Annotated in this window: 27 protein-coding genes and 1 pseudogene; 18 read left to right on the top strand and 10 right to left on the bottom strand. The window is 70.0% G+C overall.

The genetic code is table 11. The features are described 5' to 3' along the window. Positions 1 to 95: 95 nt before the first annotated feature. From pgl to tkt, 5 genes are read right to left on the bottom strand one after another with little or no spacing between them, the layout of a single operon-like run. Positions 96 to 878: a 6-phosphogluconolactonase gene (gene pgl / locus ACFRMN_RS37600; protein ID WP_383028776.1), complete on the bottom strand. Its 783-nt coding sequence runs from the start codon at positions 876 to 878 to the stop codon at positions 96 to 98. Then, the gene (gene opcA, locus ACFRMN_RS37595; protein ID WP_383028775.1) at positions 875 to 1,906 is read right to left on the bottom strand and encodes a glucose-6-phosphate dehydrogenase assembly protein OpcA; all 1,032 of its coding nucleotides are present in this window, start codon (positions 1,904 to 1,906) and stop codon (positions 875 to 877) included. The genes pgl and opcA overlap by 4 nt, the downstream gene beginning before the upstream one ends. Further along, positions 1,903 to 3,435, bottom strand: coding sequence for a glucose-6-phosphate dehydrogenase (gene zwf / locus ACFRMN_RS37590; RefSeq protein ID WP_383028772.1), 1,533 nt, complete (start codon positions 3,433 to 3,435; stop codon positions 1,903 to 1,905). Before zwf ends, opcA begins: the two co-directional genes overlap by 4 nt. A gap of 4 nt (positions 3,436 to 3,439) precedes the next feature. Further along, positions 3,440 to 4,558, bottom strand: a complete 1,119-nt coding sequence (gene tal / locus ACFRMN_RS37585; protein ID WP_383028770.1) for a transaldolase — start codon at positions 4,556 to 4,558, stop codon at positions 3,440 to 3,442. Between the two features lie 34 nt (positions 4,559 to 4,592). After that, positions 4,593 to 6,668 carry a transketolase gene (tkt, locus tag ACFRMN_RS37580; protein ID WP_383028767.1) on the bottom strand — a complete coding sequence of 692 codons (2,076 nt, stop codon included), beginning with the start codon at positions 6,666 to 6,668 and terminating at the stop codon, positions 4,593 to 4,595. Between the two features lie 325 nt (positions 6,669 to 6,993). Here tkt and ACFRMN_RS37575 point away from each other — a divergent pair, with 325 nt between their 5' ends. The 3 genes and pseudogenes from ACFRMN_RS37575 to ACFRMN_RS37565 form a co-directional block, all read left to right on the top strand. After that, on the top strand, positions 6,994 to 7,941 hold the full coding sequence (locus ACFRMN_RS37575; RefSeq protein ID WP_383028766.1) for a heme o synthase: 948 nt from the start codon (positions 6,994 to 6,996) through the stop codon (positions 7,939 to 7,941). A 139-nt stretch (positions 7,942 to 8,080) separates the two neighbouring features. Then, positions 8,081 to 8,455: a hypothetical protein gene (locus ACFRMN_RS37570; RefSeq protein WP_383028763.1), complete on the top strand. Its 375-nt coding sequence runs from the start codon at positions 8,081 to 8,083 to the stop codon at positions 8,453 to 8,455. Between the two features lie 187 nt (positions 8,456 to 8,642). Continuing rightward, positions 8,643 to 8,795, top strand: a pseudogene (locus tag ACFRMN_RS37565) (amidohydrolase); the annotation flags it as partial. Positions 8,796 to 8,841: 46 nt separating this feature from the next. Here ACFRMN_RS37565 and ACFRMN_RS37560 read toward each other — a convergent pair. From ACFRMN_RS37560 to ACFRMN_RS37550, 3 genes are all read right to left on the bottom strand, one after another. Beyond that, positions 8,842 to 9,810, bottom strand: coding sequence for a heme A synthase (locus ACFRMN_RS37560; RefSeq protein WP_383028760.1), 969 nt, complete (start codon positions 9,808 to 9,810; stop codon positions 8,842 to 8,844). 75 nt (positions 9,811 to 9,885) lie between these two features. Then, positions 9,886 to 10,713, bottom strand: a complete 828-nt coding sequence (locus ACFRMN_RS37555; RefSeq protein WP_383028758.1) for an ABC transporter permease — start codon at positions 10,711 to 10,713, stop codon at positions 9,886 to 9,888. Beyond that, positions 10,710 to 11,693, bottom strand: a complete 984-nt coding sequence (locus ACFRMN_RS37550) for an ABC transporter ATP-binding protein (RefSeq protein ID WP_383028755.1) — start codon at positions 11,691 to 11,693, stop codon at positions 10,710 to 10,712. The genes ACFRMN_RS37555 and ACFRMN_RS37550 overlap by 4 nt, the downstream gene beginning before the upstream one ends. 231 nt (positions 11,694 to 11,924) lie before the next feature. On the opposite strand from ACFRMN_RS37550, the gene ACFRMN_RS37545 reads away from it, so the two are divergent. The 8 genes from ACFRMN_RS37545 to ACFRMN_RS37510 all read left to right on the top strand — a co-directional run bounded on the left by ACFRMN_RS37545 (position 11,925) and on the right by ACFRMN_RS37510 (position 18,561). Continuing rightward, a complete protein-coding gene (locus tag ACFRMN_RS37545) occupies positions 11,925 to 12,674 on the top strand; it encodes a helix-turn-helix transcriptional regulator (protein ID WP_383028752.1) in 750 nt (249 codons plus the stop codon). Next, the gene (gene sufB / locus ACFRMN_RS37540; RefSeq protein WP_383028749.1) at positions 12,671 to 14,092 is read left to right on the top strand and encodes a Fe-S cluster assembly protein SufB; all 1,422 of its coding nucleotides are present in this window, start codon (positions 12,671 to 12,673) and stop codon (positions 14,090 to 14,092) included. The genes ACFRMN_RS37545 and sufB overlap by 4 nt, the downstream gene beginning before the upstream one ends. 77 nt (positions 14,093 to 14,169) lie before the next feature. Beyond that, on the top strand, positions 14,170 to 15,351 hold the full coding sequence (gene sufD / locus ACFRMN_RS37535; protein WP_383028746.1) for a Fe-S cluster assembly protein SufD: 1,182 nt from the start codon (positions 14,170 to 14,172) through the stop codon (positions 15,349 to 15,351). After that, on the top strand, positions 15,351 to 15,668 hold the full coding sequence (locus tag ACFRMN_RS37530; protein WP_249950632.1) for a bifunctional 3-phenylpropionate/cinnamic acid dioxygenase ferredoxin subunit: 318 nt from the start codon (positions 15,351 to 15,353) through the stop codon (positions 15,666 to 15,668). Before sufD ends, ACFRMN_RS37530 begins: the two co-directional genes overlap by 1 nt. A gap of 7 nt (positions 15,669 to 15,675) precedes the next feature. Next, positions 15,676 to 16,467: a Fe-S cluster assembly ATPase SufC gene (gene sufC / locus ACFRMN_RS37525; RefSeq protein WP_383028744.1), complete on the top strand. Its 792-nt coding sequence runs from the start codon at positions 15,676 to 15,678 to the stop codon at positions 16,465 to 16,467. After that, positions 16,464 to 17,738 (top strand): cysteine desulfurase, encoded by a 1,275-nt coding sequence (locus tag ACFRMN_RS37520; protein ID WP_383028742.1) that lies wholly within the window; start codon positions 16,464 to 16,466, stop codon positions 17,736 to 17,738. The genes sufC and ACFRMN_RS37520 overlap by 4 nt, the downstream gene beginning before the upstream one ends. Before the next feature lie 23 nt (positions 17,739 to 17,761). Further along, entirely contained in the window at positions 17,762 to 18,226 is a 465-nt protein-coding gene (sufU, locus tag ACFRMN_RS37515) for a Fe-S cluster assembly sulfur transfer protein SufU (protein ID WP_030353686.1), read from the top strand. After that, entirely contained in the window at positions 18,223 to 18,561 is a 339-nt protein-coding gene (locus tag ACFRMN_RS37510) for a metal-sulfur cluster assembly factor (RefSeq protein ID WP_129769630.1), read from the top strand. The genes sufU and ACFRMN_RS37510 overlap by 4 nt, the downstream gene beginning before the upstream one ends. A gap of 126 nt (positions 18,562 to 18,687) precedes the next feature. Here ACFRMN_RS37510 and ACFRMN_RS37505 read toward each other — a convergent pair whose 3' ends face one another. Continuing rightward, a complete protein-coding gene (locus ACFRMN_RS37505; RefSeq protein WP_383028739.1) occupies positions 18,688 to 19,842 on the bottom strand; it encodes a hypothetical protein in 1,155 nt (384 codons plus the stop codon). A 107-nt stretch (positions 19,843 to 19,949) separates the two neighbouring features. Here ACFRMN_RS37505 and ACFRMN_RS37500 point away from each other — a divergent pair, with 107 nt between their 5' ends. The 3 genes from ACFRMN_RS37500 to dapD all read left to right on the top strand — a co-directional run bounded on the left by ACFRMN_RS37500 (position 19,950) and on the right by dapD (position 21,985). Then, positions 19,950 to 20,270 (top strand): DMT family transporter, encoded by a 321-nt coding sequence (locus ACFRMN_RS37500; RefSeq protein ID WP_383028736.1) that lies wholly within the window; start codon positions 19,950 to 19,952, stop codon positions 20,268 to 20,270. Next, positions 20,270 to 20,836, top strand: coding sequence for a TetR/AcrR family transcriptional regulator (locus tag ACFRMN_RS37495; RefSeq protein ID WP_383028734.1), 567 nt, complete (start codon positions 20,270 to 20,272; stop codon positions 20,834 to 20,836). The genes ACFRMN_RS37500 and ACFRMN_RS37495 overlap by 1 nt, the downstream gene beginning before the upstream one ends. 150 nt (positions 20,837 to 20,986) lie before the next feature. Beyond that, a complete protein-coding gene (dapD, locus tag ACFRMN_RS37490) occupies positions 20,987 to 21,985 on the top strand; it encodes a 2,3,4,5-tetrahydropyridine-2,6-dicarboxylate N-succinyltransferase (RefSeq protein ID WP_383028731.1) in 999 nt (332 codons plus the stop codon). A gap of 31 nt (positions 21,986 to 22,016) precedes the next feature. Here the strand turns inward: dapD and dapA are convergent, their stop codons facing one another. Then, positions 22,017 to 22,922: a 4-hydroxy-tetrahydrodipicolinate synthase gene (dapA, locus tag ACFRMN_RS37485; protein ID WP_383028729.1), complete on the bottom strand. Its 906-nt coding sequence runs from the start codon at positions 22,920 to 22,922 to the stop codon at positions 22,017 to 22,019. Between the two features lie 224 nt (positions 22,923 to 23,146). Between dapA and ACFRMN_RS37480 the strand changes: the two genes are divergently transcribed. The 4 genes from ACFRMN_RS37480 to ACFRMN_RS37465 all read left to right on the top strand — a co-directional run bounded on the left by ACFRMN_RS37480 (position 23,147) and on the right by ACFRMN_RS37465 (position 26,489). Continuing rightward, a complete protein-coding gene (locus tag ACFRMN_RS37480; RefSeq protein WP_383028726.1) occupies positions 23,147 to 23,287 on the top strand; it encodes a hypothetical protein in 141 nt (46 codons plus the stop codon). 59 nt (positions 23,288 to 23,346) lie between these two features. Beyond that, positions 23,347 to 23,928 carry an SMI1/KNR4 family protein gene (locus ACFRMN_RS37475; RefSeq protein WP_383028724.1) on the top strand — a complete coding sequence of 194 codons (582 nt, stop codon included), beginning with the start codon at positions 23,347 to 23,349 and terminating at the stop codon, positions 23,926 to 23,928. A 126-nt stretch (positions 23,929 to 24,054) separates the two neighbouring features. Continuing rightward, positions 24,055 to 24,759, top strand: a complete 705-nt coding sequence (locus ACFRMN_RS37470) for an antibiotic biosynthesis monooxygenase (protein ID WP_383028721.1) — start codon at positions 24,055 to 24,057, stop codon at positions 24,757 to 24,759. A 248-nt stretch (positions 24,760 to 25,007) separates the two neighbouring features. Beyond that, positions 25,008 to 26,489, top strand: a complete 1,482-nt coding sequence (locus ACFRMN_RS37465; RefSeq protein WP_383028718.1) for a hypothetical protein — start codon at positions 25,008 to 25,010, stop codon at positions 26,487 to 26,489. Positions 26,490 to 26,659 lie beyond the last annotated feature (170 nt).

Genomic DNA, 26,659 nt, shown 5'->3' with positions numbered 1-26,659 from the left:
GACCGCCGGAAAGCGGTCCGGGCCGCGACGCGTACACGCGCTCCGGGTCGGACAGGACTTCGGAATGAGTCGGACAGGACTTCGGAATGACTCGTCTAGGCCAAGGCCGGTGGGTAGAGCGCGCGGGGCAGGGCCGAGGCCGCCGCCGCGTCCAGCAGCCACAGCGTGCGGCTGCGGCCGTACGCCCCCGCCGCGGGTGCCTGGATCTCACCCGCGCCCGACAGGGCGATCTCCGCGGCCCTCGCCTTGTCCTCGCCCGCCGCCAGCAGCCACACCTCGTGTGCCGCGCGGATCGCGGGCAGCGTGAGGGAGATACGGGTCGGCGGAGGCTTGGGAGCGCCGTGCACGGCGACCACCGTGCGCTCGGTCTCCCGTACGCCAGGCAGCTCGGGGAAGAGCGAGGCCACATGGGTGTCGGGCCCGACCCCCAGCATCAGGACGTCGAAGGTCGGCACGGGCCCGTGGTCCTCCGGGCGGGCCGCGGCGGCGAGTTCGGTGGCGTACGCGGCGGCCGCCGCCTCCACATCACTGCCGTACGGGCCGTCCGAGGCCGGCATCACATGCACCCGCGAGGGGTCCAGCGGCACCGAGTCGAGCAGCGCCTCCCGCGCCTGGGTGATATTCCGCTCCGGGTCGCCCTCCGGCAGGAACCGCTCGTCGCCCCACCACAGATCGAGCCGCGACCAGTCGACCGCGTCGCGCGCGGGCGCCGTGGCCAGCGCTGCCAGCAGACCGTTGCCGTTGCGCCCGCCCGTCAGGACGACGGAGGCGGAGCCGCGGGCGGCCTGGGCGTCCACGATCTTCGTGATCAGCCGGGCCGCCGCGGCCTGCGCCATCAGCTCCTTGTCGCGGTGGACGACCAGCTGCGGAGCGCTCACTTCGACTCCGCCTTCTTGGGCATGGCGGCAGGCGTGGCGGCGCTGGCGGGCTTCGAGCGGGCCGTACCGCTGTCACCGGCCGACTTCGACGACGAGTCCGTCATATCACTGAGCCGGTCCACGCCGAACCGCAGCGCCGACGCGTAGGTGTCGTCCGGATCCAGCCGGCGCAGCTCCTCGGCGATCAGCTCCGAGGTCTCCCGGCGCTTCAGCGCCACCGCCCGGTCCGGCTGCCCCTGGATGGAGAGCGTCGCCAGCGAGCCGTCCGCCCGGTCCAGCTTGATCGGCCCGCAGGACGTCTCCATCCGTACGGCCGTGAGCCCGGGACCCTTGGAGACACTGCGCTTGACCGGTACGTGCAGCCGGTCCGCGAGCCACATGGCGAGCAGTTCGCAGCTCGGGTTGTGCTCCTCGCCCTCCACCTCCACCGAGGTGACATCGCAGGCCACCTGGTCCAGGGCGGCCGCGACCATCGAGCGCCACGGTGTGATCCGGGTCCAGGCCAGATCCGTGTCGCCCGGGGTGTAGGCGTCGGCGCGCGCCGACAGCTCCGCCACGGGATTCTCGGCGGCGTACGTGTCGGTCACCCGGCGCTGCGCCAGCTTGCCCAGTGCGTCCTTGGCCGGGTTGACCGGCGCGCTGACCGGCCACCACACGACTACCGGGGCGTCCGGCAGCAGCAGCGGCAGGACCACCGACTGCGCGTGGTCCATCACCTCGCCGTACAGCCGCAGGACGACCGTCTCGCCGGTGCCCGCGTCCGCGCCCACCCGTACTTCGGCGTCGAGCCGGGCCTTGGCCCGGTCGCGCGGCGAGCGCGAGACGCGCTTGACGACGACCAGCTTCCGCGACGGGTGCTCGCGGGACGCCTCGTTGGCGGCCTTGAGCGCGTCGTACTGGTTCTCCTCGTCGGTGACGAGAACCAGTGTGAGGACCATGCCGACGGCGGGGGTGCCGATCGCCCTCCGCCCCTGCACCAGCGCCTTGTTGATCTTGCTCGACGTGGTGTCCGTAAGGTCGATCTTCATGGCCGGCGCCAGCTCCGTCCGTCTCGTGCGAGCATTTCGTCCGCCTCGACCGGACCCCAGGTCCCGGACTCGTACTGCGCGGGCTTGCCGTGCGTGTCCCAGAAGTCCTCGATCGGGTCGAGGATCTTCCAGGACAGCTCGACCTCCTCCACGCGCGGGAAGAGGTTCGAGTCGCCGAGCAGCACATCGAGGATGAGCCGCTCGTACGCCTCGGGGCTGGACTCCGTGAAGGACTCGCCGTACGCGAAGTCCATCGAGACGTCCCTGACCTCCATCGAGGTGCCGGGGACCTTCGAGCCGAATCGCATGGTCACGCCCTCGTCCGGCTGGACGCGGATGACCAGGGCGTTCTGCCCCAGCTCCTCCGTGGCCGTGTGGTCGAACGGGGAGTGCGGCGCGCGCTGGAAGACGACCGCGATCTCGGTGACCCGGCGGCCGAGCCGCTTTCCGGTACGCAGATAGAACGGGACCCCCGCCCAGCGGCGGTTGTCGATCCCCAGCTTCACCGCGGCATAGGTGTCGGTCTTCGACTTGGGGTCGATGCCGTCTTCCTGGAGATAGCCGACGGCCTTCTCGCCGCCCTGCCAGCCCGCGGCGTACTGCCCGCGCACCGTGCCCTCGCCGAGATCCTTCGGCAGCCGCACGGCGCCCAGCACCTTGGTCTTCTCCGCGGCCAGCGCGTCCGCGTCGAAGGAGGCGGGCTCCTCCATCGCGGTCAGCGCGAGCAGCTGGAGCAGATGGTTCTGGATCACGTCACGGGCGGCGCCGATACCGTCGTAGTAGCCGGCCCGGCCGCCGATACCGATGTCCTCGGCCATGGTGATCTGGACATGGTCGACATAGGACCGGTTCCAGATCGGCTCGAAGAGGGTGTTGGCGAACCGCAGCGCCAGGATGTTCTGGACGGTCTCCTTGCCCAGATAGTGGTCGATCCTGAAGACCTCGTTGGACGGGAAGACCTCGTGGACGACCTTGTTCAGGTCCTGCGCGGACGCCAGGTCGTGCCCGAACGGCTTCTCGATGACCGCGCGCCGCCAGGAGCCCTCGGTCTGGTCGGCCAGACCGTGCTTCTTGAGCTGCTGGACGACCTGCGGGAAGAACTTCGGCGGTACGGAGAGATAGAACGCGAAGTTGCCGCCGGTGCCCTGCGACTTGTCGAGATCGGCGATCGTCGCCTTCAGGTTCTCGAACGCGTCGTCGTCGCCGAAGTCGCCCTGGACGAAGCGCATCCCCTGGATGAGCTGCTGCCAGACCTCCTCCCGGAACGGCGTGCGCGCGTGCTCCTTTACCGCGTCGTGCACCTCCTTCGCGAAATCCTCGTCCCGCCACTCACGGCGTGCGAAGCCGACGAGCGAGAAGCCCGGCGGCAGCAGACCGCGGTTGGCCAGGTCGTAGATCGCGGGCATCAGCTTTTTTCGGGACAAATCGCCCGTGACGCCAAAGATGACCAGGCCCGACGGCCCCGCGATACGCGGGAGCCGTCGGTCCGCGGCGTCACGGAGCGGGTTCGCTCCGTGGGTTGCGGTCAAGGGATCAGCCTTCCGAAGGGGCGAGGCGCTTGAGCTCCGCCTCGGTCGACTTGAGCAGGTCGTTCCAGGAAGTCGCGAACTTCTCGACGCCCTCGTCCTCCAGCAGCTGGACGACCTCGTCGTACGAGATGCCCAGCTTCGCGACGGCTTCGAGGTCCGCGCGCGCCTGGTCGTACGTACCGCGCACCGTGTCACCGGTGATCCGGCCGTGGTCCGCGGTGGCTTCGAGCGTGGCCTCCGGCATGGTGTTCACCGTGTGCGGGGCCACCAGCTCGTCGACGTACAGCGTGTCCTTGTACGCCGGGTCCTTGACGCCGGTCGAGGCCCACAGCGGACGCTGCTTGTTGGCCTGCGCCCGGTCCAGGGCCGCCCAGCGCTCGGTGGCGAAGACCTCTTCGTACGCCTCGTACGCGAGCCGCGCGTTGGCCAGGGCCGCCTTGCCGCGGGCCTCCTTGGCCTCCGGCGTGCCCAGCGCGTCGAGCCGCTTGTCGATCTCGGTGTCCACACGGGACACGAAGAAGGACGCCACCGAGTAGATCGTGGACAGGTCGAGACCGGCGGCCTGTGCCTTCTCCAGACCCGCGATGTAGGCGTCCATGACCTCGCGGTAGCGCTCCAGCGAGAAGATCAGCGTGACATTGACGCTGATGCCCCGGCCGATCGTCTCGGTGATCGCGGGCAGACCGGCCTTGGTCGCCGGGATCTTGATCAGGGTGTTCGGACGGTCCACCAGCCAGGCGAGCTGCTTGGCCTCGGCGATGGTCGCCTTCGTGTTGTGCGCCAGTCGCGGGTCCACCTCGATGGAGACCCGGCCGTCCTGGCCCTGCGTCGCGTCGAAGACCGGACGCAGGATGTCGGCGGCGTCGCGGACGTCCGCCGTGGTGATCATGCGGATGGCTTCTTCGACGGTGACCTTGCGGGCGGCGAGGTCGGTCAGCTGGGTGTCGTACCCGTCGCCTCCCGAGATCGCCTTCTGGAAGATCGACGGGTTGGTGGTGACGCCCACCACGTGCTGCTGATCGAGCAGTTCGGCGAGGTTGCCGGACGTGATCCGCTTGCGCGAGAGGTCGTCGAGCCAGATCGCGACGCCTTCGTCGGAGAGGCGCTTGAGTGCGTCTGTCATGAGAGTTGCATCTCCTACTGTTCGTATAAAGGCGTCAGCGCGCCGAAGCCGCCAGAGATTCCCGTGCTGCCGCGGCCACCGCGTCCGCGGTGAAGCCGAACTCGCGGAAGAGGACCTTGCCGTCGGCCGAAGCGCCGAAGTGCTCCAGCGAGACGATGCGTCCGGCCTCGCCCACGAAGCGGTGCCAGGTGAGCCCGATACCGGCCTCGACCGCCACCCGCGCCTTCACGGCGGGCGGCAGAACGCTGTCCTTGTACTCCTGGTCCTGCTCCTCGAACCACTCGACCGACGGCATCGAGACCACCCGGGTGGGGATACCGGCGAACTGAAGCCGCTCACGCGCCTCGACGGCCAGCTGCACCTCGGAGCCGGTGCCGATCAGCACGACCCGGGGAGCGCCGCCCTCGGCCTCGAACAGGACGTAACCGCCCTTGGCCGCATCGTCGTTGGCCTCGTACGTCGGCACGCCCTGGCGGGTCAGCGCCAGACCGTGCGGAGCGCCCTTGGCGTGTCGCTTGAGGATCTCGCGCCAGGCGATCGCCGTCTCGTTGGCGTCGGCGGGGCGGACGATGTTCAGACCCGGGATGGCCCGCAGCGCGGAAAGGTGCTCGACCGGCTGATGGGTCGGACCGTCCTCGCCGAGACCGATCGAGTCATGCGTCCAGACATAGGTGACCGGCACCCGCATCAGCGCGGCGAGCCGGACGGCCGGGCGCATGTAGTCGGAGAACACCAGGAAAGTGCCGCCGTAGATACGGGTGTTGCCGTGCAGCGCGATGCCGTTCATGGTCGAGCCCATGGCGTGCTCGCGGATGCCGTAGTGCACCGTGCGGCCGTACGGGTCGGCCTCCGGCAGGGGGTTGCCCACCGGGAGGAACGACGACGTCTTGTCGATGGTGGTGTTGTTCGAACCCGCGAGGTCGGCCGAGCCGCCCCACAGTTCGGGGATGACCTCACCGAGCGCCTGGAGCACCTTGCCGGACGCGGCACGCGTCGCGAGGGACTTGCCGGTCTCGAAGGCGGGCAGCTTCTCCTCCCAGCCCGCGGGCAGTTCGCCGGCCCTGACCCGGTCGAACGTCGCCGCGCGCTCCGGGTTGGCGGTACGCCAGGCGGCGAAGGTCTTCTCCCACTCGGTACGCGCCTCACGGCCGCGGTCGAGCGCCTCGCGGGTGTGCGCGAGCACGTCGGTGGAGACCTCGAAGGACTTCTCCGGGTCGAAACCGAGCACCTTCTTGGTGGCGGCGACCTCTTCCTCGCCGAGCGCGGAGCCGTGCGCCGCCTCGGTGTTCTGCGCGTGCGGGGCGGGCCACGCGATGATCGAGCGGGCCGCGATGAACGAGGGACGCCCGGTCTCCGCCCGCGCCGCCTTCAGAGCCTCGTACAGACCCTCCGGGTCGAGGTCGCCGTTGGGCAGCTGCTCGACGCGCTGCACATGCCAGCCGTACGCCTCGTACCGCTTGAGGGTGTCCTCGGAGACCGCGGTCTCGGTGTCACCCTCGATGGAGATGTGGTTGTCGTCCCAGAGCAGGACCAGATTGCCCAGCTTCTGGTGGCCGGCCAGCGAGGACGCCTCGGCCGAGATGCCCTCCTGGAGGCAGCCGTCACCGGCGATCGCGAAGATGGTGTGGTCGAACGGGGAGGTGCCGGGCGCGGCCTCCGGGTCGTACAGACCGCGCTCGTACCGGGCGGCCATCGCCATGCCCACCGCGTTCGCGACACCCTGCCCGAGCGGGCCGGTGGTGGTCTCCACGCCGACGGTGTGCCCGTACTCAGGGTGGCCCGGGGTCTTCGAACCCCACGTACGGAAGGACTCCAGGTCTTCGAGTTCCACTCCGTATCCGGCCAGGTAGAGCTGGATGTAGAGGGTCAGTGACGAGTGGCCCGCCGAGAGGATGAACCTGTCTCGGCCGGTCCACTGCGCGTCGGCGGGATCGTGCCGCATGAGCTTCTGGAAGAGCACATACGCGGCGGGGGCCAGGCTCATGGCCGTACCCGGATGGCCGTTGCCGACCTTCTGTACGGAATCCATGGCCAGGACGCGGGCGGTGTCGACTGCCCGGCGGTCCGATTCGGTCCACTCGAGGTCTGTGGTGGTCGGCTTGGTGCTCACCCTGAGTCAGGGCTCCTCTCCACATGATCGAATTCCGGTGTCTGAGGGCGCACCGGTTCGCTGTCGAGCCTACCCGCAGCGACAGTCAACTTTCCGAGCGTGCTTCCAGGGTGCGGTGCGCCCGGAGAGTTCGCCTCCCGGCGGTTCCGAGTTCACGTTCCGGCAGTTCGTATGGGCCGTTCCGGGACGGTGTTCCACACGGTTTCGCACGACGGACCCCCGCGAAGATCGCGTATGGGCCACGTCTAGAGTGACGTGGTACGAGCAAGCCTTTACCGGGCCTTCACGCCCGGGGTTTGCTGGGATTTCTCTGTCAGGGGTGTGTGTGACGGCCGTCGAGTCCCGACCCGCAGGGGTCGCCTTGACTCCGAGCTCGGGCGGCAACCGGCCGCTCGGCGCCCGCGTCAAGGCATTCGTGCTGCTGACCAAGCCGCGGATCATCGAGTTGCTGCTGATCACCACCATTCCGGTGATGTTCCTGGCCGCGCAAGGTGTGCCGGATCTGTGGCTGGTGGTCACTACCTGTGTCGGCGGCTATCTCTCCGCCGGTGGCGCCAACGCGCTGAACATGTACATCGACCGCGACATCGACGCCCTGATGGACCGTACGTCGCAGCGTCCCCTGGTCACCGGCATGGTCTCGCCGCGTGAGGGGCTGGTGTTCGGTCTGACGCTGGCCGCCGTCTCGACCCTCTGGTTCGGACTTCTCGTCAACTGGCTGTCCGCGGGCCTCGCCCTGGGCGCACTGCTCTTCTACGTCATCGTCTACACGATGATCCTCAAGCGCCGTACCTCGCAGAACATCGTCTGGGGCGGTATCGCGGGCTGCATGCCGGTGCTGATCGGCTGGTCGTCGGTCACCGATTCGGTGTCCTGGGCCGCCGTCATCCTCTTCCTCGTCATGTTCTTCTGGACGCCGCCGCACTACTGGCCGCTCTCCATGAAGGTGAAGGACGACTACGCGCGCGTGGGCGTCCCGATGCTCCCGGTCGTCGCGACCAACCAGGTCGTGGCCCGTCAGATCGTCCTCTACAGCTGGGTGATGGTCGCGGTCTCGCTGCTGCTGACCCCCCTGGGGTACACCGGCTGGTTCTATACGACGGTCGCGCTGGTGGCCGGCGGCTACTGGCTCTGGGAGGCGCACGGACTCCAGTCGCGCGCCAAGGCCGGCGAGACGGGCGCCAAGCTCAAGGAGATGCGGCTGTTCCACTGGTCCATCACCTATGTGTCGCTGCTCTTCGTGGCCGTGGCCGTGGATCCCTTCCTGCGCTGATCCCTTCCTGCGCTGATCCTTTCCCGCGCTGAGGCGCCCTTCGCTCCACCGGCGTGATCCACCGACGGGTGGGGCGCGTGGTCAAGGCCACGCGCCCCACCCGTCGTCGGTTGATCTACCCGTGGGTAGCATCCCGTTCATGGCAGAGACCCAGCAGACAGAGCGGAACGACGAGGCCGACGAGGCCAGGGCCCTGGCCCGGCGGGAGGCGCGCGACGAGCGCCGGGCCGCCCGGCTGGCGAAGCGGATCCGCGCCTTCGCCGGACGGCACGGCGGCGCCGAGGGGCAGCTCGCGTATCTCGGGCAGGGCGGCACGCGCATCGTGCTGGTCGGCGAGGACGGCGGCTGGGGCGATCTCGTCGCTCCCTCGCACGCCATCGCGAGCAGCGCCGCCGAGAAGGCGGGGCTGACACTGCACGAGTCCTTCGACGGTGAGTTCGCCGCCAAGGTGCGCACAGGACCGTACGAATGGAAGCGGATGGCCGGACTCCAGCTCGGTGGCCGCGAAGCCTGAGAGCCTGGGGCCCAGATCCAGCGCCCCTCCCGGCAGGCGCCACCCGGGCGCGAGTTACCCGTTAGGACAGTAGGAGTACGGTCCACGACGGGAAACCCGATGATCGAAACAGCGTCCCTGGTGGACCAGTACTGCCACGGCGTGCTCCCTACGGAACTGGGCCTCGCCACCTTCGAGGCCCAGCCCGGGGCCGCCCGAGCCGCATGTGGTGGGCGCCCAGGTGTTCCGGGAGGCGCTGGAGCGGGTCCTCGGCGGCTGGGTGGGCGACGGCGCGTGGGCGCTACGGGACGCCCAGCGCGTCGCCCGGATGATCGCGGCCGGCAACGCCCACCGGCTCTAGGGACTGCCGGCCTCTCCTCTAGGGACTGCCGGCCTCTCAGGGCCTCTCAGACCGCTGACAGTGTGGGGTCCGACTGCGCGGGGATCTCCGGCGCCGTCCGCGGCCGCTCGCGCAGGCTCACCGCCACCCGCAGTACGGCGATCCACAGCAGGCTGGAGCCCAACATATGGGCGCCGACCAGGACTTCGGGGAGGTCGGTGAAGAACTGCACATAGCCGATGCCGCCCTGCGCGAGCAGCACCAGCAGCAGTTCGCGGGCGCGTGCCCGGGTGTCGGCCGGGGCGTCCACCACCCGCAGCACCAGCCACATCGCCACCGCCAGTGCGCAGACGATCCAGGCGAACACCGCGTGCACATGGGCGGCGGTGGCCCAGTCGAACGGCATCCGGGGCACGTCGCTGCTGTCGCCGGCGTGCGGGCCCGAGCCCGTCACCGCCGTACCCGCCGCGATCAGCACCACAGCGGCGCCCACCAGCGCCCAGGACAGCTTGCGCACCGGGCGCGGGACGCGCGGCCGGGGGGTGCCGTCGCCCTCGCGGGTACGCAGCCAGGTCAGCGTGGTGACGGTGAGCAGGATGTTGGCGAGGAGGAAATGCCCCGCGACGGTCCACGGGTTGAGGTCCATCCACACCGTGATCCCGCCGACCACGCCGTTGCCCATCACGATCCAGAACTGCGACCAGGCGAGCCGGGTCAGCCCGGGCCGCCCCGGCTTGGAGGAGCGCGCGGCGATGATCGTCCAGCCGACCGCCGCGCACAGCACATAGGTCAGCATGCGGTTGCCGAACTCGATCGCGCCGTGCAGCCCTTGCTCGGGTGTGGCGAAGAGACTGTCGTCCGTGCACTTCGGCCAGGTGTCGCAGCCGAGGCCCGAACCGGTCAGCCGGACAGCGCCGCCGGTGACGATGATGACGACGTTCATCAGGACGGCGGTGAGCGCGGCGCGCTGGAGCGTACGGGGTGAAGGCGTCCAGCGCTGGGCGATATACGCGAGGGGGGTCAACACGGCAACCATCGTAGGCCGGAGCTTGTGCAGCTTTTCACGAGGGGTACGTATGCCGCGTCCGGGCGGTTCCGGCCGGCAGCCGCCCTACTCCCAGCGGAAGAACGCGCCCGCCGCGCCGAGGCCGAGCGCGGCCCAGACGGCGAGTATCCCGAGGTCGCCCCACGGCAGCGCGGCGCCGTGCTGAAGCACCTCGCGCAGCCCGTCGGAGAGCGCCGATATCGGCAGCAGCCCGAGCACCGAGCGCGCCGCGTCCGGGAACTCGTCCAGCGGCACGATCACCCCGCCGCCCACCAGGAGCAGCAGAAAGACCAGATTCGCGGCGGCCAGCGTCGCCTCGGCCCGCAGCGTGCCGGCCATCAGCAGCCCGAGCCCGGAGAACGCGGCCGTGCCCAGCACGAGCAGCGGCAGAACGGCGAACGGGCTGCCCTCCGGGGACCAGCCGAGCGCGAACGCGATCACGGTCAGCAGCACGATCTGGAGCACTTCGGTGACCAGCACGGAGAGCGTTTTGGCGGTCATCAGCGCCCAGCGCGGCAGCGGGGACACCGCGAGCCGCTTGAGCACCCCGTAGCGCCGCTCGAAACCGGTGGCGATGGCCTGGCCGGTGAACGCCGTGGACATCACGGCCAGCGCGAGCACGCCCGGGGCCAGGAAGTCCACCGCCTTGTCCGCGCCCGTGTCGATGATGTCGACCGTCGAGAAGAGCACCAGCAGGAGCGACGGGATGATCACGGTCAGCAGCAGCTGCTCGCCGTTGCGCAGCAGCAGTTTTGTCTCGAACGCCGTCTGTGCCGCGATCATGCGCGCCAGCGGGGCCGCGCCGGGCGCCGGAGCGTAGGTGCCGGTGCCGCGCGCACCGGTGCCGCGCGAACTCGTACCGCTCGTACCCGTACCGCTCGTGCTGGTGCTCATGAACGCAGCTCCTTGCCGGTCAGTTCGAGGAAGACGTCCTCCAGCGTGTGCCGCTCCACGGAGATCCCGTCCGCCATCACGCCGTGCTGCGCGCACCAGGAGGCCACCGTCGCGAGAAGCTGCGGATCGACTCCGCCGGTGATGCGGTACACCCCCGAGGACAGCTCGTCGGCGGTGGTGCCGTCCGGCAGCGCCTTCAGCAGGGAGCCGAGGTCGAGCCCGGGGCGCCCGGTGAAGCGGAGGGTGTTCTCCGCGCCGCCGCGGCACAGCTCCTCGGGGCTGCCCTGGGCGATGACCCGGCCCGCGTCGATGATCACCACATCGTCGGCCAGCTCCTCGGCCTCGTCCATGAAGTGCGTGGTGAGCACCACTCCCACCCCGTCGGAGCGCAGCTCGCGTACGAGATCCCAGGTGGAGCGGCGGGCCTGCGGGTCCAGACCGGCGGTCGGCTCGTCCAGGAAGACCAGCTCGGGGCGGCCGACGACGGCCAGGGCCAGCGCGAGCCGCTGCTGCTGGCCGCCGGAGAGCCGCCGGTAGGTGGTTCGGCCGCAGCCGCCGAGGCCGAGCCGTTCGATCAGCGCGTCCACATCGAGCGGGCGGGCGTGCAGCCGGGCCATGTGGCGGAGCATTTCGTCGGCGCGCGCACCGGAGTACACGCCGCCGGACTGGAGCATCACGCCGAGGCGCGGGCGCAGCCGGGCGGCGTCCGCGACGGGGTCCAGACCCAGGACGCGTACGGTCCCGGCGTCCGGTGCGCGGTATCCCTCGCAGATCTCGACCGTGGTGGTCTTGCCCGCTCCGTTGGGGCCGAGGACGGCGGTGACCGTACCGGCGCGGACCGTGAGATCGAGGCCGTCCACCGCGGTCTTGGCCCCGTACCGCTTGACCAGGCCCCGTACCTCGACGACCGGCTCTCCGGAGGTCCGGCCCGCGGCGGAGCCGCTTTCGGGCAGACGGTCACCCGGGAAGTCGCTGTACATGCCGGGAAGTCTAGGCAGGCGGGAGGTGCCTCAATCCCGCGGGGGCGAAACGGCGGTTCCACGCCAACCGGAGGCCTGGCTAGCGGCGGGTGCGGTCCTTGCGGAGGCGAACCGAGCCCCGAGAAATGGGGGCCGACGGCGTTCCTTAGGTAACCCTAAGTGATGAAGCGCACCGGAAGTCGCCTTCCACCTCGGTTGTCAGGGCCGGATGAATTACGCAACAATGGCGTTGTGAAATACGTTGGCGAGGCTTCCCAGGAAGAACTCGCGACCGGCGAGCACTCCACTCGCAACCGGGTCGCGCGCTCCATCCTGGACCACGGCCCGTCCACCGTCTCCGATCTCGCGGGACGCCTCGGGCTCACTCAGGCGGCTGTCCGCCGTCATCTTGACGCACTGGCCGCCGACTCCGTGGTGGAGCCCCGTGACCAGCGGGTCTACGGCTCGCGCGGGCGCGGCAGGCCGGCCAAGGTGTTCGCCCTGACGGACTGCGGCCGGGACGCCTTCGACCAGTCCTACGACCAGCTCGCCGCCGACGCCCTGCGTTGGATCGCCGCCGCCGCCGGCGGTGGTGAGCGGGGTGAGGCGGCCGTCGCCGCCTTCGCCCGCGCCCGTATCGCCGGCCAGTCCGAGAGCTACCGGCAGGCGGTCGAGGCCGCCGAGCCGGAGAAGCGCACGGAGGCTCTTGCCGAGGCGCTGAGCACCGACGGGTACGCTGCTACGGCGCGTAGCGCGCCGAACCGGCAGGGCGAGCAGCTGTGCCAGCACCACTGCCCGGTCGCGCACGTCGCCGAGCAGTTCCCCCAGCTGTGCGAGGCGGAGACGGAATTCTTCTCCCAGCTGCTCGGGACCCATGTGCAGCGGCTGGCCACCATCGCCCATGGCGACGGGGTCTGCACGACCTTCATTCCCCGCGCCACCTCACACCCACAGACCACCCATCACGCTTCTGAAAGCACAGCCGGGAGGAACCCCGCATGACGCTCCCCACGGAGACTGCCCACCCTGAGCTTGAGGGCCTGGGCACGTACGAATTCGGCTGGGCCGACTCCGACGCCGCAGGCGCCGCCGCCAAGCGCGGGCTGTCCGAGGCTGTCGTCCGCGACATCTCGGAGAAGAAGAACGAGCCGGAGTGGATGCTGAAGCTGCGGCTCAAGGGTCTGCGCCTGTTCGACAAGAAGCCCATGCCCAACTGGGGCTCGGACCTGTCGGGTATCGACTTCGACAACATCAAGTACTTCGTGCGCTCCACCGAGAAGCAGGCCGCTTCCTGGGAGGAACTGCCGGAGGACATCAAGAACACGTACGACAAGCTCGGCATCCCGGAGGCGGAGAAGCAGCGCCTCGTCGCCGGTGTCGCCGCCCAGTACGAGTCCGAGGTCGTCTACCACCAGATCCGTGAGGACCTGGAGGAGCAGGGCGTCATCTTCCTGGACACGGACACCGCGCTGAAGGAGCACCCGGAGCTCTTCCAGGAGTACTTCGGCACGGTCATCCCGGTCGGCGACAACAAGTTCGCCTCGCTGAACTCGGCCGTGTGGTCCGGCGGATCGTTCATCTACGTGCCGAAGGGCGTGCAGGTCGACATCCCGCTCCAGGCCTACTTCCGTATCAACACGGAGAACATGGGCCAGTTCGAGCGGACGCTGATCATCGTCGACGAGGACGCCTACGTCCACTACGTCGAGGGCTGCACCGCTCCGATCTACTCCTCGGACTCGCTGCACAGCGCCGTGGTCGAGATCATCGTCAAGAAGGGCGGCCGCTGCCGCTACACGACGATCCAGAACTGGTCGAACAACGTCTACAACCTGGTCACCAAGCGCGCCGTGGCCTACGAGGGCGCGACCATGGAGTGGGTCGACGGCAACATCGGCTCCAAGGTCACCATGAAGTACCCGGCCGTCTACCTGATGGGCGAGCACGCCAAGGGCGAGACCCTGTCCATCGCCTTCGCGGGCGAGGGACAGCACCAGGACGCCGGCGCCAAGATGGTTCACATGGCCCCGCACACCTCGTCGAACATCGTCTCCAAGTCGGTGGCGCGCGGTGGCGGCCGTACCTCGTACCGCGGTCTGATCGAGATCGGCGAGGGCGCCGAGGGCTCCAAGTCCAATGTGCTCTGTGACGCGCTGCTGGTGGACACCATCTCGCGCTCCGACACCTACCCGTACGTGGACGTCCGCGAGGACGACGTGTCCATGGGACACGAGGCGACCGTCTCCAAGGTCTCCGAGGACCAGCTCTTCTATCTGATGAGCCGCGGCCTCTCCGAGTTCGAGGCCATGGCCATGATCGTCCGCGGCTTCGTGGAGCCGATCGCCAAGGAGCTGCCCATGGAGTACGCGCTGGAGCTCAACCGGCTGATCGAGCTGCAGATGGAGGGCTCCGTCGGCTGACCGCCGCCCCGCCCCCGCCCGACCAGCAGCGCCCGTAATCCCTTACGCAGAGGCAGAGAGAGAGCACGACGACAGCCATGGCTGAGGCTCAGAACATTCCGGCGGGTTCCACCACCGCCGGTTCGATCGCGGTGGCCGCCGAGTCGACCGTCGCCACGCGCATGAGCGCGCCCCCCTCCTACGACGTGGCGGACTTCCCCGTCCCGCACGGCCGCGAGGAGGAGTGGCGGTTCACGCCGCTGGAACGGCTGCGTGGTCTGCACGACGGCACCGCCGTCGCGCAGGACGGCGGCGTCACGGTCGAGGTGACCGCCCCCGAGGGCGTCATCGTCGAGACCGTCGGCCGTGACGACGCGCGGATCGGCAAGGCCGGTATCCCGGTGGACCGGGTCGCCGCCCAGGCGTACTCCTCGTTCGAGAAGGCCTCGGTCGTCTCGGTGCCCAAGGAGACCGTGCTGAGCGAGCCGGTCCGGATCGCCGTCCACGGCGAGGGCGGGGTCTCGTACGGTCACCAGATCATCGAGCTGGGAGCCTTCGCGGAGGCGGTCGTGGTCATCGACCACACCGGCGACGGAGTGCTCGCCGCCAATGTCGACTACCTCATCGGGGACGGCGCCAAGCTGACCGTCGTCTCCGTACAGGACTGGGACGACAAGGCCGTCCATGTCGCCCAGCACAACGCGCTGGTCGGCCGCGACGCCTCGTTCAAGTCGGTCGTGGTCACCCTCGGCGGGGATCTCGTACGGCTCCAGCCGCGTGTGCGGTACGCGGGCACCGGTGGCGAGGCGGAGCTGTTCGGCCTCTACTTCACCGACCGCGGCCAGCACCAGGAGCACCGCCTCCTCGTCGACCACAACACCCCGCACTGCAAGTCCAACGCGGCCTACAAGGGCGCGCTCCAGGGCGCGGACGCGCACGCCGTATGGATCGGTGACGTACTGATCCGCGCCGCGGCCGAGGGCACCGACACCTATGAGATGAACCGGAACCTGGTCCTCACGGACGGCGCCCGGGTCGACTCGGTGCCGAACCTGGAGATCGAGACCGGCGAGATCGCCGGTGCCGGGCACGCCTCCGCCACCGGCCGGTTCGACGACGAGCAGCTTTTCTACCTGATGGCCCGCGGTATCCCGGAGACCGAGGCCCGCCGGCTGGTGGTCCGCGGCTTCTTCGCCGAGCTGGTCCAGAAGATCGGCCTGCCGGATGTCGAGGAACGTCTGATGGCCTCGATCGAGGCGGAGCTGGAGGCATCGGTCTGATGGCCTTCGTCCGAGTCTGTGGGCTGGGCGAGCTGGAGGAGGACACCCCGAAGAGGGTGGAACTCGACGGCACGCCCGTCTCCCTCGTCCGTACCGAGGGCGAGGTGTTCGCGATCAACGACATCTGCTCGCACGCGAACGTCTCGCTCTCGGAGGGCGAGGTCGAGGACTGCATGATCGAATGCTGGTTGCACGGCTCCAGCTTCGACCTCCGTACCGGAAAGCCGTCCGGCCTGCCCGCGACGCGCCCCGTCCCCGTATACCCCGTAAAGATCGAAGGGGACGATGTGCTCGTCTCCGTCACCCAGGAGTCCTGAGTCACCCATGGCAACGCTTGAAATCCACGACCTGCACGTCTCCGTCGAGGCCGAGAACGGCCCCCGCGAGATCCTCAAGGGCGTCGACCTGACCGTCAAGCAGGGCGAGACGCACGCCATCATGGGCCCCAACGGCTCCGGCAAGTCGACCCTCGCGTACTCCCTCGCGGGCCACCCCAAGTACACGATCACCGGTGGCACCGTGACCCTGGACGGCGAGGACGTCCTGGAGATGACCGTCGACGAGCGCGCCCGCGCCGGCCTCTTCCTCGCCATGCAGTACCCCGTCGAGGTCCCCGGTGTCTCGGTCTCCAACTTCCTGCGCACCTCCGCCACCGCCGTGCGCGGCGAGGCCCCCAAGCTGCGTACCTGGGTGAAGGAGGTCCGGGAGACCATGGAGCGTCTTCAGATGGACCCCGCCTTCGCCGAGCGCAACCTGAACGAGGGCTTCTCCGGCGGCGAGAAGAAGCGGCACGAGATCCTTCAGCTCGAACTGCTCAAGCCCAAGATCGCGATCCTCGACGAGACCGACTCCGGTCTCGACGTCGACGCGCTGCGTGTCGTCTCCGAGGGCGTCAACCGCGTCCGCGAGAGCGGCGAGGTCGGCACCCTGCTGATCACGCACTACACGCGGATTCTCCGCTACATCAAGCCCGACTTCGTGCATGTCTTCGCGCAGGGCCGGATCGCCGAGTCCGGCGGTGCCGAGCTGGCCGACAAGCTGGAGAACGAGGGCTACGAGGCATATGCGAAGGGCGGCCCCGTGAGCGGAGTGAACTCGGAGGAGGATGTCGCGTGACACATCTGCCGGGCCTTCTCACAGCATCGAATCGGCTGCTCGACGAGGCGATCCGTAAGGATTTCCCGATCCTCGACCGGGTGATCCACGACGGCAAGAAGCTCGTGTACCTGGACTCCGCGGCGACCTCGCAGAAGCCGCGCCAGGTCCTCGACGCGCTCAACGAGTACTACGAGCGGCACAACGCGAATGTCCACCGCGGCGTGTACACCATCGCCGAGGAGGCCACGGCGCTGTACGAGGGCGCCCGCGACAAGGTCGCCGCTTTCATCAACGCGCCGAGCCGCGACGAGGTGATCTTCACCAAGAACGCCTCCGAGTCGCTCAACCTCGTGGCGAACATGCTCGGCTGGGCCGACGAGCCCTACCGGGTGGACCACGAGACCGAGATCGTCATCACGGAGATGGAGCACCACTCCAACATCGTGCCGTGGCAGCTGCTTTCGCAGCGTACGGGCGCGAAGCTGAAGTGGTTCGGCATCACCGACGAGGGCCGGCTCGACCTGTCCAACATCGACGAGATCATCACGGAGAAGACGAAGATCGTCTCCTTCGTGCTGGTCTCCAACATCCTGGGCACCCAGAACCCGGTCGAGAAGATCATCCGGCGTGCGCAGGAGGTCGGCGCGCTGGTCTGCGTCGACGCCTCGCAGGCCGCCCCGCACCAGGTGCTCGACGTACAGGCGCTCCAGGCCGACTTCGTCGCCTTCACCGGTCACAAGATGGTCGGCCCGACCGGGATCGGCGTTCTCTGGGGCCGCCAGGAGCTGCTGGAGGACCTGCCGCCGTTCCTGGGCGGCGGCGAGATGATCGAGACGGTGTCGATGCACTCGTCGACGTACGCCCCGGCGCCGCACAAGTTCGAGGCGGGTACGCCCCCGATCGCCCAGGCCGTCGGCCTCGGCGCGGCCGTGGACTATCTCACCGCGATCGGCATGGACAAGATCGCCGCGCATGAGCACGCCATCACCGAGTACGCGGTGAAGCGGCTGCTGGAGGTCCCCGGCCTGCGGATCATCGGCCCGGATACGGCCGAGGACCGCGGCGCCACGATCTCCTTCACGCTCGGCGACATCCACCCCCACGATGTGGGCCAGGTCCTCGACGAGCAGGGCATCGCGGTCCGGGTCGGCCACCACTGCGCGCGGCCGGTCTGCCTGCGGTACGGAATTCCCGCGACCACGCGAGCGTCTTTCTATCTGTACTCCACTCCGGCCGAGGTCGACGCTCTGGCCGAAGGGCTTGAGCACGTCCGTAACTTCTTCGGATGAGGACCTGAGGGGCAGGGCAGTTCGTGAAGCTGGATTCGATGTACCAGGACGTCATCCTGGACCACTACAAGCACCCGCACGGGCGCGGTCTGCGGGACGGCGATGCCGAGGTGCACCACGTCAATCCGACGTGCGGTGACGAGATCACGCTGCGTGTGCGGTACGAGGGTTCGCGGATCGCGGATGTGTCGTACGAGGGCCAGGGCTGCTCGATCAGCCAGGCCAGCGCGTCCGTACTGAACGACCTCCTGGTCGGCAAGGAGCTGGCCGAGGCGCAGAAGATCCAGGGCACCTTCCTGGAGCTGATGCAGTCGAAGGGGCAGCTCGAACCCGACGACGCGATGGAAGAGGTGCTGGAGGACGCGGTCGCGTTCGCCGGCGTCTCGAAGTACCCCGCCCGCGTGAAGTGCGCGCTGCTGAGCTGGATGGCGTGGAAGGACGCGACGGCCCAGGCCCTGGGCGACAGCGCGACGAAGGAGACGGCATGAGCGAGAACGAGACCCTGACGATCAAGCCGGCCTCGGAGGACGAGGTCCGCGAGGCGCTGTACGACGTCGTCGACCCCGAACTGGGCATCGATGTCGTCAACCTCGGTCTGATCTACGGCATCCATATCGACGATTCCAATATCGCCACCCTGGACATGACCCTGACGTCGGCGGCGTGTCCGCTGACCGATGTGATCGAGGACCAGGCGAAGGCGGCGACGGACGGCATCGTCAACGAACTCAAGATCAACTGGGTCTGGATGCCGCCGTGGGGCCCGGACAAGATCACCGACGACGGTCGCGAGCAGCTGCGCGCGCTGGGCTTCAACGTCTGAGCGTCGGACCGCACGGGAGGGCCCCATGATCCGGCCGGGATCGTGGGGCCCTCCCGCATGTCCTGGGCCCTGTCTGACAAATCCCGCCTGGCTCGCGGGCGGACGGCGCTATTTGTCAGACAGGGCCTAGTGGGGCGCTGTTCGGGCGGCTTCGGCCAAGGTGGGGGCCAGGTTCTCGGTGCGGATGCGCCGGTCGACATAGAGCAGGTTCAGCACCAGCTGGGGGAAGATCGTCGTGATGAACTGCGTGATCAGCAGGGCGACCAGGAACAGCACCAGATAGCCGCCCACGGCCACGAGGATCTGTCCGGCGGTCGGGTCACCGCCGAGCGTGGACGGGGTCAGCAGGTTGCCGAAGACGGTCAGCGCGTTGATCAGCTGCTGGATGACGACACCGGCGATGGACGCCATGGCGAAGGCCAGCAGTGAGATGCCGCAGATCCGCCACCAGGCACCGCGTACCAGGTCGGCCGAGCGGCGCAGGGACGCGAGCGGGCCGCGGGACTCGATGACGGCGATCGCCGGGGCCAGGCTGAGGCGGACCCAGAGCCAGGCCGCCAGCGGGGTGAACACCAAAGCGCCCAGGAAGCCCAGCGGGATCAGCCAGATGAGCCGCGCGGGGGAGCCGTCCGTGGTGATGTAGGTGATCAGCGTGGTGATGAAGCCCACGAGGAGCAGCGCCCCCGGCAGGACGGCGATCAGCCCGCTGAGGACGACGGCGCCCAGGACCGAGGGGAACCGGGTGAGGGCCCGGCGCCAGACCGCGCCGAAGGTGGTCGGGCGGCCCAGGACGGCGCTCTGGACGACCGAGGGGCAGGCGGCCTGGACGAACGCGTTGGCGGTCAGCAGCACCACCATGCCGAAGAGCCAGACACAGCCGAACGCGATCAGCGGCGGCCGTACCTCGGCCCAGGACGGATCCACGCCGTGCGGTGTGTCGATGACCGCGCGCAGCCGGTCGCCGACGGTGGCGTAGGCGACGGTGAGCGCGATCGCGACGGCCGCCGTCGCCGCGCCGTACACCGCGGCGGCCAGCCCGAACAGCTGCTTCCAGTACCGGCCCATCGTGGCGAACGCGCCGTTGAGTATCTCGCCGAGACCGAGCGGACCGAGGGGTATCACCCCGGGCCTGGGGGGTGCGGGGGGAGGTGTCCAGCCGCCCCAGCCGTAGGGACCGCTTCCGTACGGCCCGCCCGGATTGCTCGGCCCGTTCCCGTACGGCCCGCCCGGACCGCTTCCGTGCCCGCCACCGCCGCCCCACCCCGTCGTGCCGTGCGCCACCGCTCTGCTCCGCTCCCCGCCGCTCCGATCCGGACGGCACACCGTAACCGGTGGGGGTGAGGGGAAGGTGTGTACGCCTGTACGTATCGATGTGTACTCTCGTACGCATGGGATACGGACTACTGGCCGCGGCGATCGCGGCGGAGGTGGCCGCCACGTCGGCCATGAAGTACAGCGAGGGCTTCACCCGGCTGTGGCCGTCGCTGGCGACCGTGGTGGGCTATGTCATCGCCTTCGCCCTGCTCGCGCAGACCCTCAAGACCATCTCCATCGGTACCGCCTACGCGATCTGGGCCGGGGTCGGCACAGCGGCCATCGCCGCCATCGGCGTGATCTTCATGAACGAGGCGATGGCGCCGGCGAAGCTGCTCGGCATCGCCCTCGTGATCGCGGGCGTCGTCGTGCTCAACCTCGGAGGAGCCCACTGATGACCCGTCGTTACGACCCCGAACGGCGCCAGCGGATCATCGACGCCGCGATCCGGGTGGTCGGGCGCGGCGGTATCGCCGGACTGAGCCACCGCACCGTCGCCGCCGAGGCCGATGTGCCGCTCGGCTCCACCACGTACCACTTCGCCTCGCTCGACGAACTGCTGATCGCCGCGCTGCGGCAGACCAACGACAGTTTCGCGGCGGCCGTGCGGGAGAGCGGCGCCCTCGCGGATCCCGGCTGCGACATCGCCGGTGAGCTGGCCCGGATCACGGGGGAGTGGCTGGCCGGGGACCGTACCGGCGTGGAGCTGGAGTACGAGCTGTATCTCGCGGCGCTGCGGCGGCCCGCGCTGCGCCCGGTCGCCGGGGAGTGGTGCGCCGCGCTCGCGGACGAGGTGACCAGGCGCACCGATCCCGTCACCGCGCGGGCGGTGGTCGCGCTGCTGGACGGGGTCTGCCTTCAGGTGCTGCTCACGGACGCGGTGTACGACGTCGAGCACACCCGCGAGATGCTGACACGACTGATCCCGGCGGCAGGTCCTGATTCCGGCGGCAGGCCTTGATCCCGGCGGGGGCCCGACCGCGTGAGCGTCCCGCCCGTCGCACCTGTCCCGCCCGTCGCGCCCCGTCCCGGTCTGATCTGTACAGGTGGCGATGCGCCCGTCACCTGAGACCGGTTCGCCCGTGCCCCGCGGGACCGTTAAGTTCGGAGCATGACCGACACGTCTTCCTCCAGTTCCCCCCGCACCACCGGCGCCGTCGCCGCCGGCCTCGCCACCCTCACCGAGGACGGCACCGTCCTCGACACCTGGTTCCCCGCCCCCGCGCTCTCCGCCGAGCCCGGACCGGCCGGCACCGAGCGGCTGACCGCCGAGCGCGCCGTGGAACTGCTCGGAGAAGGCGCGGCCAAAGCGATCGGTCCCGACGCCCGCCGCGGGGTCGAGATCGTCGCCGTCCGTACGGTCATCACCTCGCTCGACGACAAGCCGCTGGACACGCACGACGTGTATCTGCGGCTGCATCTGCTCAGCCACCGGCTGGTCCGGCCGCACGGCCAGAGCCTGGACGGCGTCTTCGGTCTGCTCGCCAATGTCGCCTGGACGTCGCTCGGCCCGGTCGCCGTCGACACGCTGGAGACGGTACGGCTCAACGCCCGCGCCGAGGGGCTGCACCTTCAGGTGACCTCGGTCGACAAGTTCCCGCGGATGACCGACTACGTCGCCCCCAAGGGGGTCAGGATCGCCGACGCGGACCGCGTACGGCTCGGCGCGCACCTCGCCGAGGGCACCACCGTGATGCACGAGGGCTTCGTCAACTTCAACGCGGGCACCCTCGGCACCTCCATGGTCGAGGGCCGGATCTCGGCGGGCGTCGTCATCGGTGACGGCTCGGACATCGGCGGCGGCGCCTCCACCATGGGCACGCTCTCCGGCGGCGGCAAGGAGCGCATCGTCATCGGTGAGCGCTGCCTGATCGGTGCCGAGGCGGGCATCGGGATCGCGCTGGGCGACGAGTGCGTCGTCGAGGCGGGGCTCTATGTCACGGCCGGTACGCGCGTCACGCTGCCCGACGGCCAGATCGTCAAGGCCCGTGAGCTGTCCGGTGCGAGCAATATCCTCTTCCGCCGCAACTCGGTGACCGGCGCCGTCGAGGCCCGCCCGAACAACGCGGTCTGGGACGGTCTCAACGACGTGCTCCACAGCCACAACTGACCTGGCCGGTCCCACGGCAGGTACCCGCTGATCACAGCGGCGCGGCGGCGGATCCGACGAGCTCTCCGTACGCCTTCAGCAGCCCGTCGGCCGTCTCCCGGCCGGCGGGCCGCAGCGGTTCACGCACCGGTCCCGCCGGCCGGCCGAGCACGCCCAGCAGCGCCTTCGCGGTGACCGTACCGGGCAGCCCCGAGGCCATCATCAACTCGGCCAGGGGAAGCGTGAGTTGATTGAGCCGTACGGACTCGGTGACCGCGCCCCGGTCATACGCGTCGAGCGCGGCGCGCAGCGGGCGGGGCGCGGCGTTGGCGACCGTACTGACGAAGCCGGCGCCGCCGACCGCGTACAGCGGAAGATTCAGCTCCTCACAGCCGGAGTAGTACGCGAGCGAGGTGCGGGCGATCACCGTGGAGCTGCCGAGCAGGTCGTACGCGCAGTCCTTCACGGCGACGACACGTGGGTGCGCGGCGAGGCGGAGCAGCGTCGCGGGCCCGATACGGGTGCCGGTGCGGCCCGGGATGTCGTACAGCATCAGCGGGATGCCCGACGCGTCGGCGATCCGCAGGAAGTGCGCCTCCACGTCCCGCTGCGGCGGGCGGCTGTAGTACGGGGAGACCACCAACAGGCCGTCGGCCCCGGCCTGTTCGGCCGCCCGCGCGAGTGCGAGGGTATGCCGGGTGTCCGCGCTGCCGACGCCCGCGACGACGGCGGCCCGGCCGCCCACCTCGTCGCACACCGCGCGCACGAGAGCGGTCTTCTCGGCGTCCGTGGTGGTGGGCGACTCCCCGGTGGTGCCGTTCAGGACCAGCCCGTCGCACCCCTCGTCCACCAGCCGGCGGGCGAGTTCGCGGGCGCCCGGCAGATCCAGCTCTCCGGTGGTGGTGAAGGGCGTGACCATCGCGCAGAGGGCGCGGCCGAAGGGGCGAGGAGTGCTCATACCGGCAGTGTCCGCCGAGCGACTGTGAAGGTCTACTTAGATCTGCTTCGGGTGGGGATGAAGCAGCGCTAAAGGTAGTGGCCCCGGGCCCTCCGGCGTGATCGGCGAGCGCTCCGCAGAGGGCGGGCGGGCCGGGGACCCGTCGTGAACGGACGGGCGGGGAGCCCGTACATCGGCATCGAAGAGTGATCGATGGTCCGTTCGGAATGGGGCAGGATGCGTACATGACGCGTACGCTCCGCTCCTCACCGGCCCAGGCGTTATCGCCTCTCGTCTCCGCCCGCCCCGCCGCCGAAGGCGCCCCCCGCGACAGCGCCCCCGGCGACGGCTCCGGCAACAACGTGCCCGAGGGTGCTTCGGGGTAGCGGAGGCCGGACTGTCAGTGGGTACTGGTGCAATGGAGGACATGGAGGGCATGGAGAGCATGGACACCGAAAACGCCGACCAGGGCGAGGCCGACGGGGGCGAACTCGTCGCGTTGCGCGCGGCCTTCCCGTCGGAGAGCTGCCTGCCGCCGCTGGGCTGGGACGCGGTACGCGCCTTCGAGCGCGCGCACGGAATCGTCCTGCCCGAGCCGTACCGCACGCTGGTCGCGGAGATCTGCGACGGCTGCAGCGACGGGCCCGCCGATATCGACGGGCTGATACCCCTGGCGGCGCTGCCCGCCGACTGGGGATGCGACCAGACGCAGCGGGATCTCGCGAAGCCGTTCCCGCTCACCGAGGCATGGGTGTGGGAGGACGACCCCCGGCCGTACGAGGAGATAGAGCCGCTCATCGACGAGGTCTACAACTACGGGAGCGTGGTGCTGGGCACGGACGGCTGCGGCATGTACTGGCAGCTGGTCGTCAGCGGTGCGCACCGGGGGCGGATCTGGAACATCAGCGATGTGGGCGCGGCGCCGTTCGGGGCGGCCTTCGGGCACACCACCGCGGAAGAGGGCTTCGCGGGCTGGGTGGCGCACTGGGCCACCACGCGCCGGCCGTGGTTCGACGTCGTGGTCTGACGCGGTGACCGTGTGATCGTGTGACCGCGTGACGGGGGCCGCGGCCTGTTGACCTCAACCGCCCTTCATATTTGAGCATGGTGTCCGGAGGCGCACCGCGGGAGTGCGCCACAAGGAGGTTCCACCATGTCCGTGCACCTCGGCACCGTTCCCGAGATCACCCGCCCCGGCGTGGGTCTCGTCCTGGTCAGCACCTGGCGCGTCGGCACGCCCGAGCGGCAGCGGGCCACGGTCGACGCCATCACCCGGGCCTGGCGGAGCAGGGAATGGCCGGACGCCGGGCCGCTCTCGTACAGCGTCTACACCGGAAACGACGGGGACACCCTGCGGCACTACTCGCAGTGGCGCGACCAGGCGGCGTACGACGCCTTCGCCCGCACCTTCCGGGACGAGCGCAACGCCGAGATCGACGCCGCCGTGCCCGGGATCGAGCGCGTGGGGCTGCGCCCGTACGAGCTGTACCGCAGCGGGTCCCTGGCGGAGGGGGAGACCCGGGTGCCCGGCTGCGTCGTGCTCGTGGAGGTGGAGTTCGAGGGACCCGACGCCGAGCGTCAGAAGGGCTGGATCGACGCCGTCTTCGAGGCCCTCGGCACCGATCCGGACACGCCCTCCGGCGGGATCTCCGCGCACTTCCATCGCGGCACCGACGGCACGCGCGTACTCAACTACGCGGAGTGGGAGAGCGAGCAGGCGCACATCGACGCGCTCAACGCGCCGGGGAACGGGGTCGGCTCGGCCACCGAGCAGTGGAAGCGGGTGCGGTCCTACCCCGGGCTGAAGGACAGCACGGTGACGCGGTACACCCCCGCGATCAGCCTCAGCGCGGGGTGAGCGCGGCGCCGCCGAGTGCGGTGGCCCGGTCGCGTGTGGGGTCGGGCCGGACCACCGCGGCTTGAAGGCACTCCGGTGAGGGGGGAGGGGGAGCTCTACGCGCGTCAATCTCGGGGTTGCGGCGGTCAGTTGTCAAGGGCCCCCGGGCGTCCGCCGGTTGTCGAGTACATGAACCGGGTGGCATGGGGCCAAATGCGTCTACGCTGGAGGCCGCATCGACCGCCGTACGCCACAAGGAGAACCACCAGATGCCCGGAGACCGCCCCACCCTGCCGCCGGTGCGACTGCCCTCGGAAGCGGAGCTGGCGCGGGACGCCCTCGCCGCGCCACTGCTCGCCCGCGCGGTACGCCTCGCCCGCTGGGCCGGGCCGGCGACACGGGTAGGACCCGGCGGCGAGCTGGTCGACGAGCAGCTGCCCGCCGCGGCGGAACTCCTCGACCTCGGTGACGAGCTCTCCGAGGGCGACGGCGAGGCGTATGCCAGCGAGGCATGGCGGGTCGCGGTCGACACGGGCCTCGTGGAGGTCGACGACCCGGACGAGAACGCCGGGCCGGACGGCGCCGCCCCCGATGCCGAGGGCGGCGTCACCACGGGCGAGCAGCTCGGAGTGCTCACCTCCGGCAGCCCGCAGGACATCCTGTCCCTCTGGCTCGACGCCCTGGACGTCGTCTTCGCCGACGCGACCGCGCCCGTACTGGACGATCTGGCCGCGGCCATCGGCGACGACGGCGAGATCGATCTCGAATCGCTGGACTGGGACCCGGAGCTGGAGGCGGAGTTCCTGGAAGGCGTCCTCGGCAACCTCTATCTGCTCACCCTCGCGGAGGGCGGGGGTGAGGGGCCCGTACCACTGCCCGTCCTCGCCGCGTCGATGATCGTGCCCGATGACATGGGCGAGCCCACCGACGACGTCCTGGAGCAGGTGTCCGAGGCGATGATGCGGCTGGACGACCAGTTCCGGCTGCTGGAGCCCATCGGGCTCGTCTCGTACGTACCGGTGGACGAGGCGCTGATGATGGAGGACGCGGAGGACACGTCCGGCGCGTCGTCGCCGCCCGTCGACGAGGAGGACGTCACCCGGTACGGCATGGTCCGGCTGACGCCGCTCGGGCTCTACGGGATCAGGTCCCGGATGCTGGAGGCGGGGGTCGACGCGCCCGCGGTGGGCGATCTCGCGGACAAGGACGCGCACGCGCTGCTGGACGGTGTGGCGCACTTCCCCGAGCTGTCGGCGCGCGCGGAGACGGAACAGTGGCTGACCCGGCGCGCGCCGGCCGAGGCCGCGCGCGAACTCCTGGCCGCCGCGCGCGGCACGGACCAGGGCGCGCCGCTGCGCCGCCTGCACTGCCAGCAGGCGCTGTCCCTGGTCGGCGCGGAGGCGGAGTCGGCGGTGCGTGAGGTCCTGGACGACGCCGAACTGGGCGGCCTGGCGCGCGTCTGGCTCGCCGAGCTGGGCGCGGGTGATGTGCCGCCGCCGCCCGAGTCGATGATCTTCTGGCTGGCCATCGACACGATTGCCGCGCAGCTGGACGCGGAGGGGGAGCCGGACGAGCTTCAGGAACTGGTCGAGGGCCTGGTGGGGCAGCACAGCGGGTTCTTCGAGGCGGCGTGGCGGGTGGAGCATCCGGCGACGGCGGAGGTGCTGGAGGCGATGGGGCGGCTGCATCGGGACAGGACGGCGTCTAAGGACGCGCGGAAGGCGGCGTTCAAGGCGAGGTCACGGGGGTAGCGCCTGCCGGCGGGGGGGTGCGCCGTCCGGCGGGGGGGTGCGCCGTCCGGCGGGGGTGCGGGTTGCGGGTTGCGGTTTCGCGGTTGGCTGCCGGGGGCCGGGGTCTGCGGAGGTGCGTGTCCGGACTGCTTTCCTCACCGCGCTTCGCGCGTGCTGCGACGCTTTACGTC

The organism is Streptomyces sp. NPDC056835 (assembly GCF_042789485.1).
Taxonomy (GTDB): Bacteria; Actinomycetota; Actinomycetes; order Streptomycetales; family Streptomycetaceae; genus Streptomyces.
Note: the sequence above shows the minus strand (reverse complement) of the source record. Positions and strands in the feature narration are given on the sequence as shown.

Excerpts from the sequence above, each read along its gene's own strand:
- sufB (WP_383028749.1), top strand. The coding sequence starts at position 12,671 with ATGACGCTCCCCACGGAGACTGCCCACCCTGAGCTTGAGGGCCTGGGC.
- ACFRMN_RS37510 (WP_129769630.1), top strand. The coding sequence starts at position 18,223 with ATGAGCGAGAACGAGACCCTGACGATCAAGCCGGCCTCGGAGGACGAG.
- ACFRMN_RS37560 (WP_383028760.1), bottom strand. The coding sequence starts at position 9,810 with ATGGTTGCCGTGTTGACCCCCCTCGCGTATATCGCCCAGCGCTGGACG.
- sufD (WP_383028746.1), top strand. The coding sequence starts at position 14,170 with ATGGCTGAGGCTCAGAACATTCCGGCGGGTTCCACCACCGCCGGTTCG.
- ACFRMN_RS37465 (WP_383028718.1), top strand. The coding sequence starts at position 25,008 with ATGCCCGGAGACCGCCCCACCCTGCCGCCGGTGCGACTGCCCTCGGAA.
- ACFRMN_RS37475 (WP_383028724.1), top strand. The coding sequence starts at position 23,347 with ATGGACACCGAAAACGCCGACCAGGGCGAGGCCGACGGGGGCGAACTC.
- dapA (WP_383028729.1), bottom strand. The coding sequence starts at position 22,922 with ATGAGCACTCCTCGCCCCTTCGGCCGCGCCCTCTGCGCGATGGTCACG.
- sufC (WP_383028744.1), top strand. The coding sequence starts at position 15,676 with ATGGCAACGCTTGAAATCCACGACCTGCACGTCTCCGTCGAGGCCGAG.
- ACFRMN_RS37530 (WP_249950632.1), top strand. The coding sequence starts at position 15,351 with ATGGCCTTCGTCCGAGTCTGTGGGCTGGGCGAGCTGGAGGAGGACACC.
- ACFRMN_RS37570 (WP_383028763.1), top strand. The coding sequence starts at position 8,081 with ATGGCAGAGACCCAGCAGACAGAGCGGAACGACGAGGCCGACGAGGCC.
- ACFRMN_RS37470 (WP_383028721.1), top strand. The coding sequence starts at position 24,055 with ATGTCCGTGCACCTCGGCACCGTTCCCGAGATCACCCGCCCCGGCGTG.
- ACFRMN_RS37500 (WP_383028736.1), top strand. The coding sequence starts at position 19,950 with ATGGGATACGGACTACTGGCCGCGGCGATCGCGGCGGAGGTGGCCGCC.
- ACFRMN_RS37555 (WP_383028758.1), bottom strand. The coding sequence starts at position 10,713 with ATGAGCACCAGCACGAGCGGTACGGGTACGAGCGGTACGAGTTCGCGC.
- tal (WP_383028770.1), bottom strand. The coding sequence starts at position 4,558 with ATGACAGACGCACTCAAGCGCCTCTCCGACGAAGGCGTCGCGATCTGG.
- ACFRMN_RS37480 (WP_383028726.1), top strand. The coding sequence starts at position 23,147 with ATGACGCGTACGCTCCGCTCCTCACCGGCCCAGGCGTTATCGCCTCTC.
- dapD (WP_383028731.1), top strand. The coding sequence starts at position 20,987 with ATGACCGACACGTCTTCCTCCAGTTCCCCCCGCACCACCGGCGCCGTC.
- ACFRMN_RS37550 (WP_383028755.1), bottom strand. The coding sequence starts at position 11,693 with ATGTACAGCGACTTCCCGGGTGACCGTCTGCCCGAAAGCGGCTCCGCC.
- opcA (WP_383028775.1), bottom strand. The coding sequence starts at position 1,906 with ATGAAGATCGACCTTACGGACACCACGTCGAGCAAGATCAACAAGGCG.
- ACFRMN_RS37495 (WP_383028734.1), top strand. The coding sequence starts at position 20,270 with ATGACCCGTCGTTACGACCCCGAACGGCGCCAGCGGATCATCGACGCC.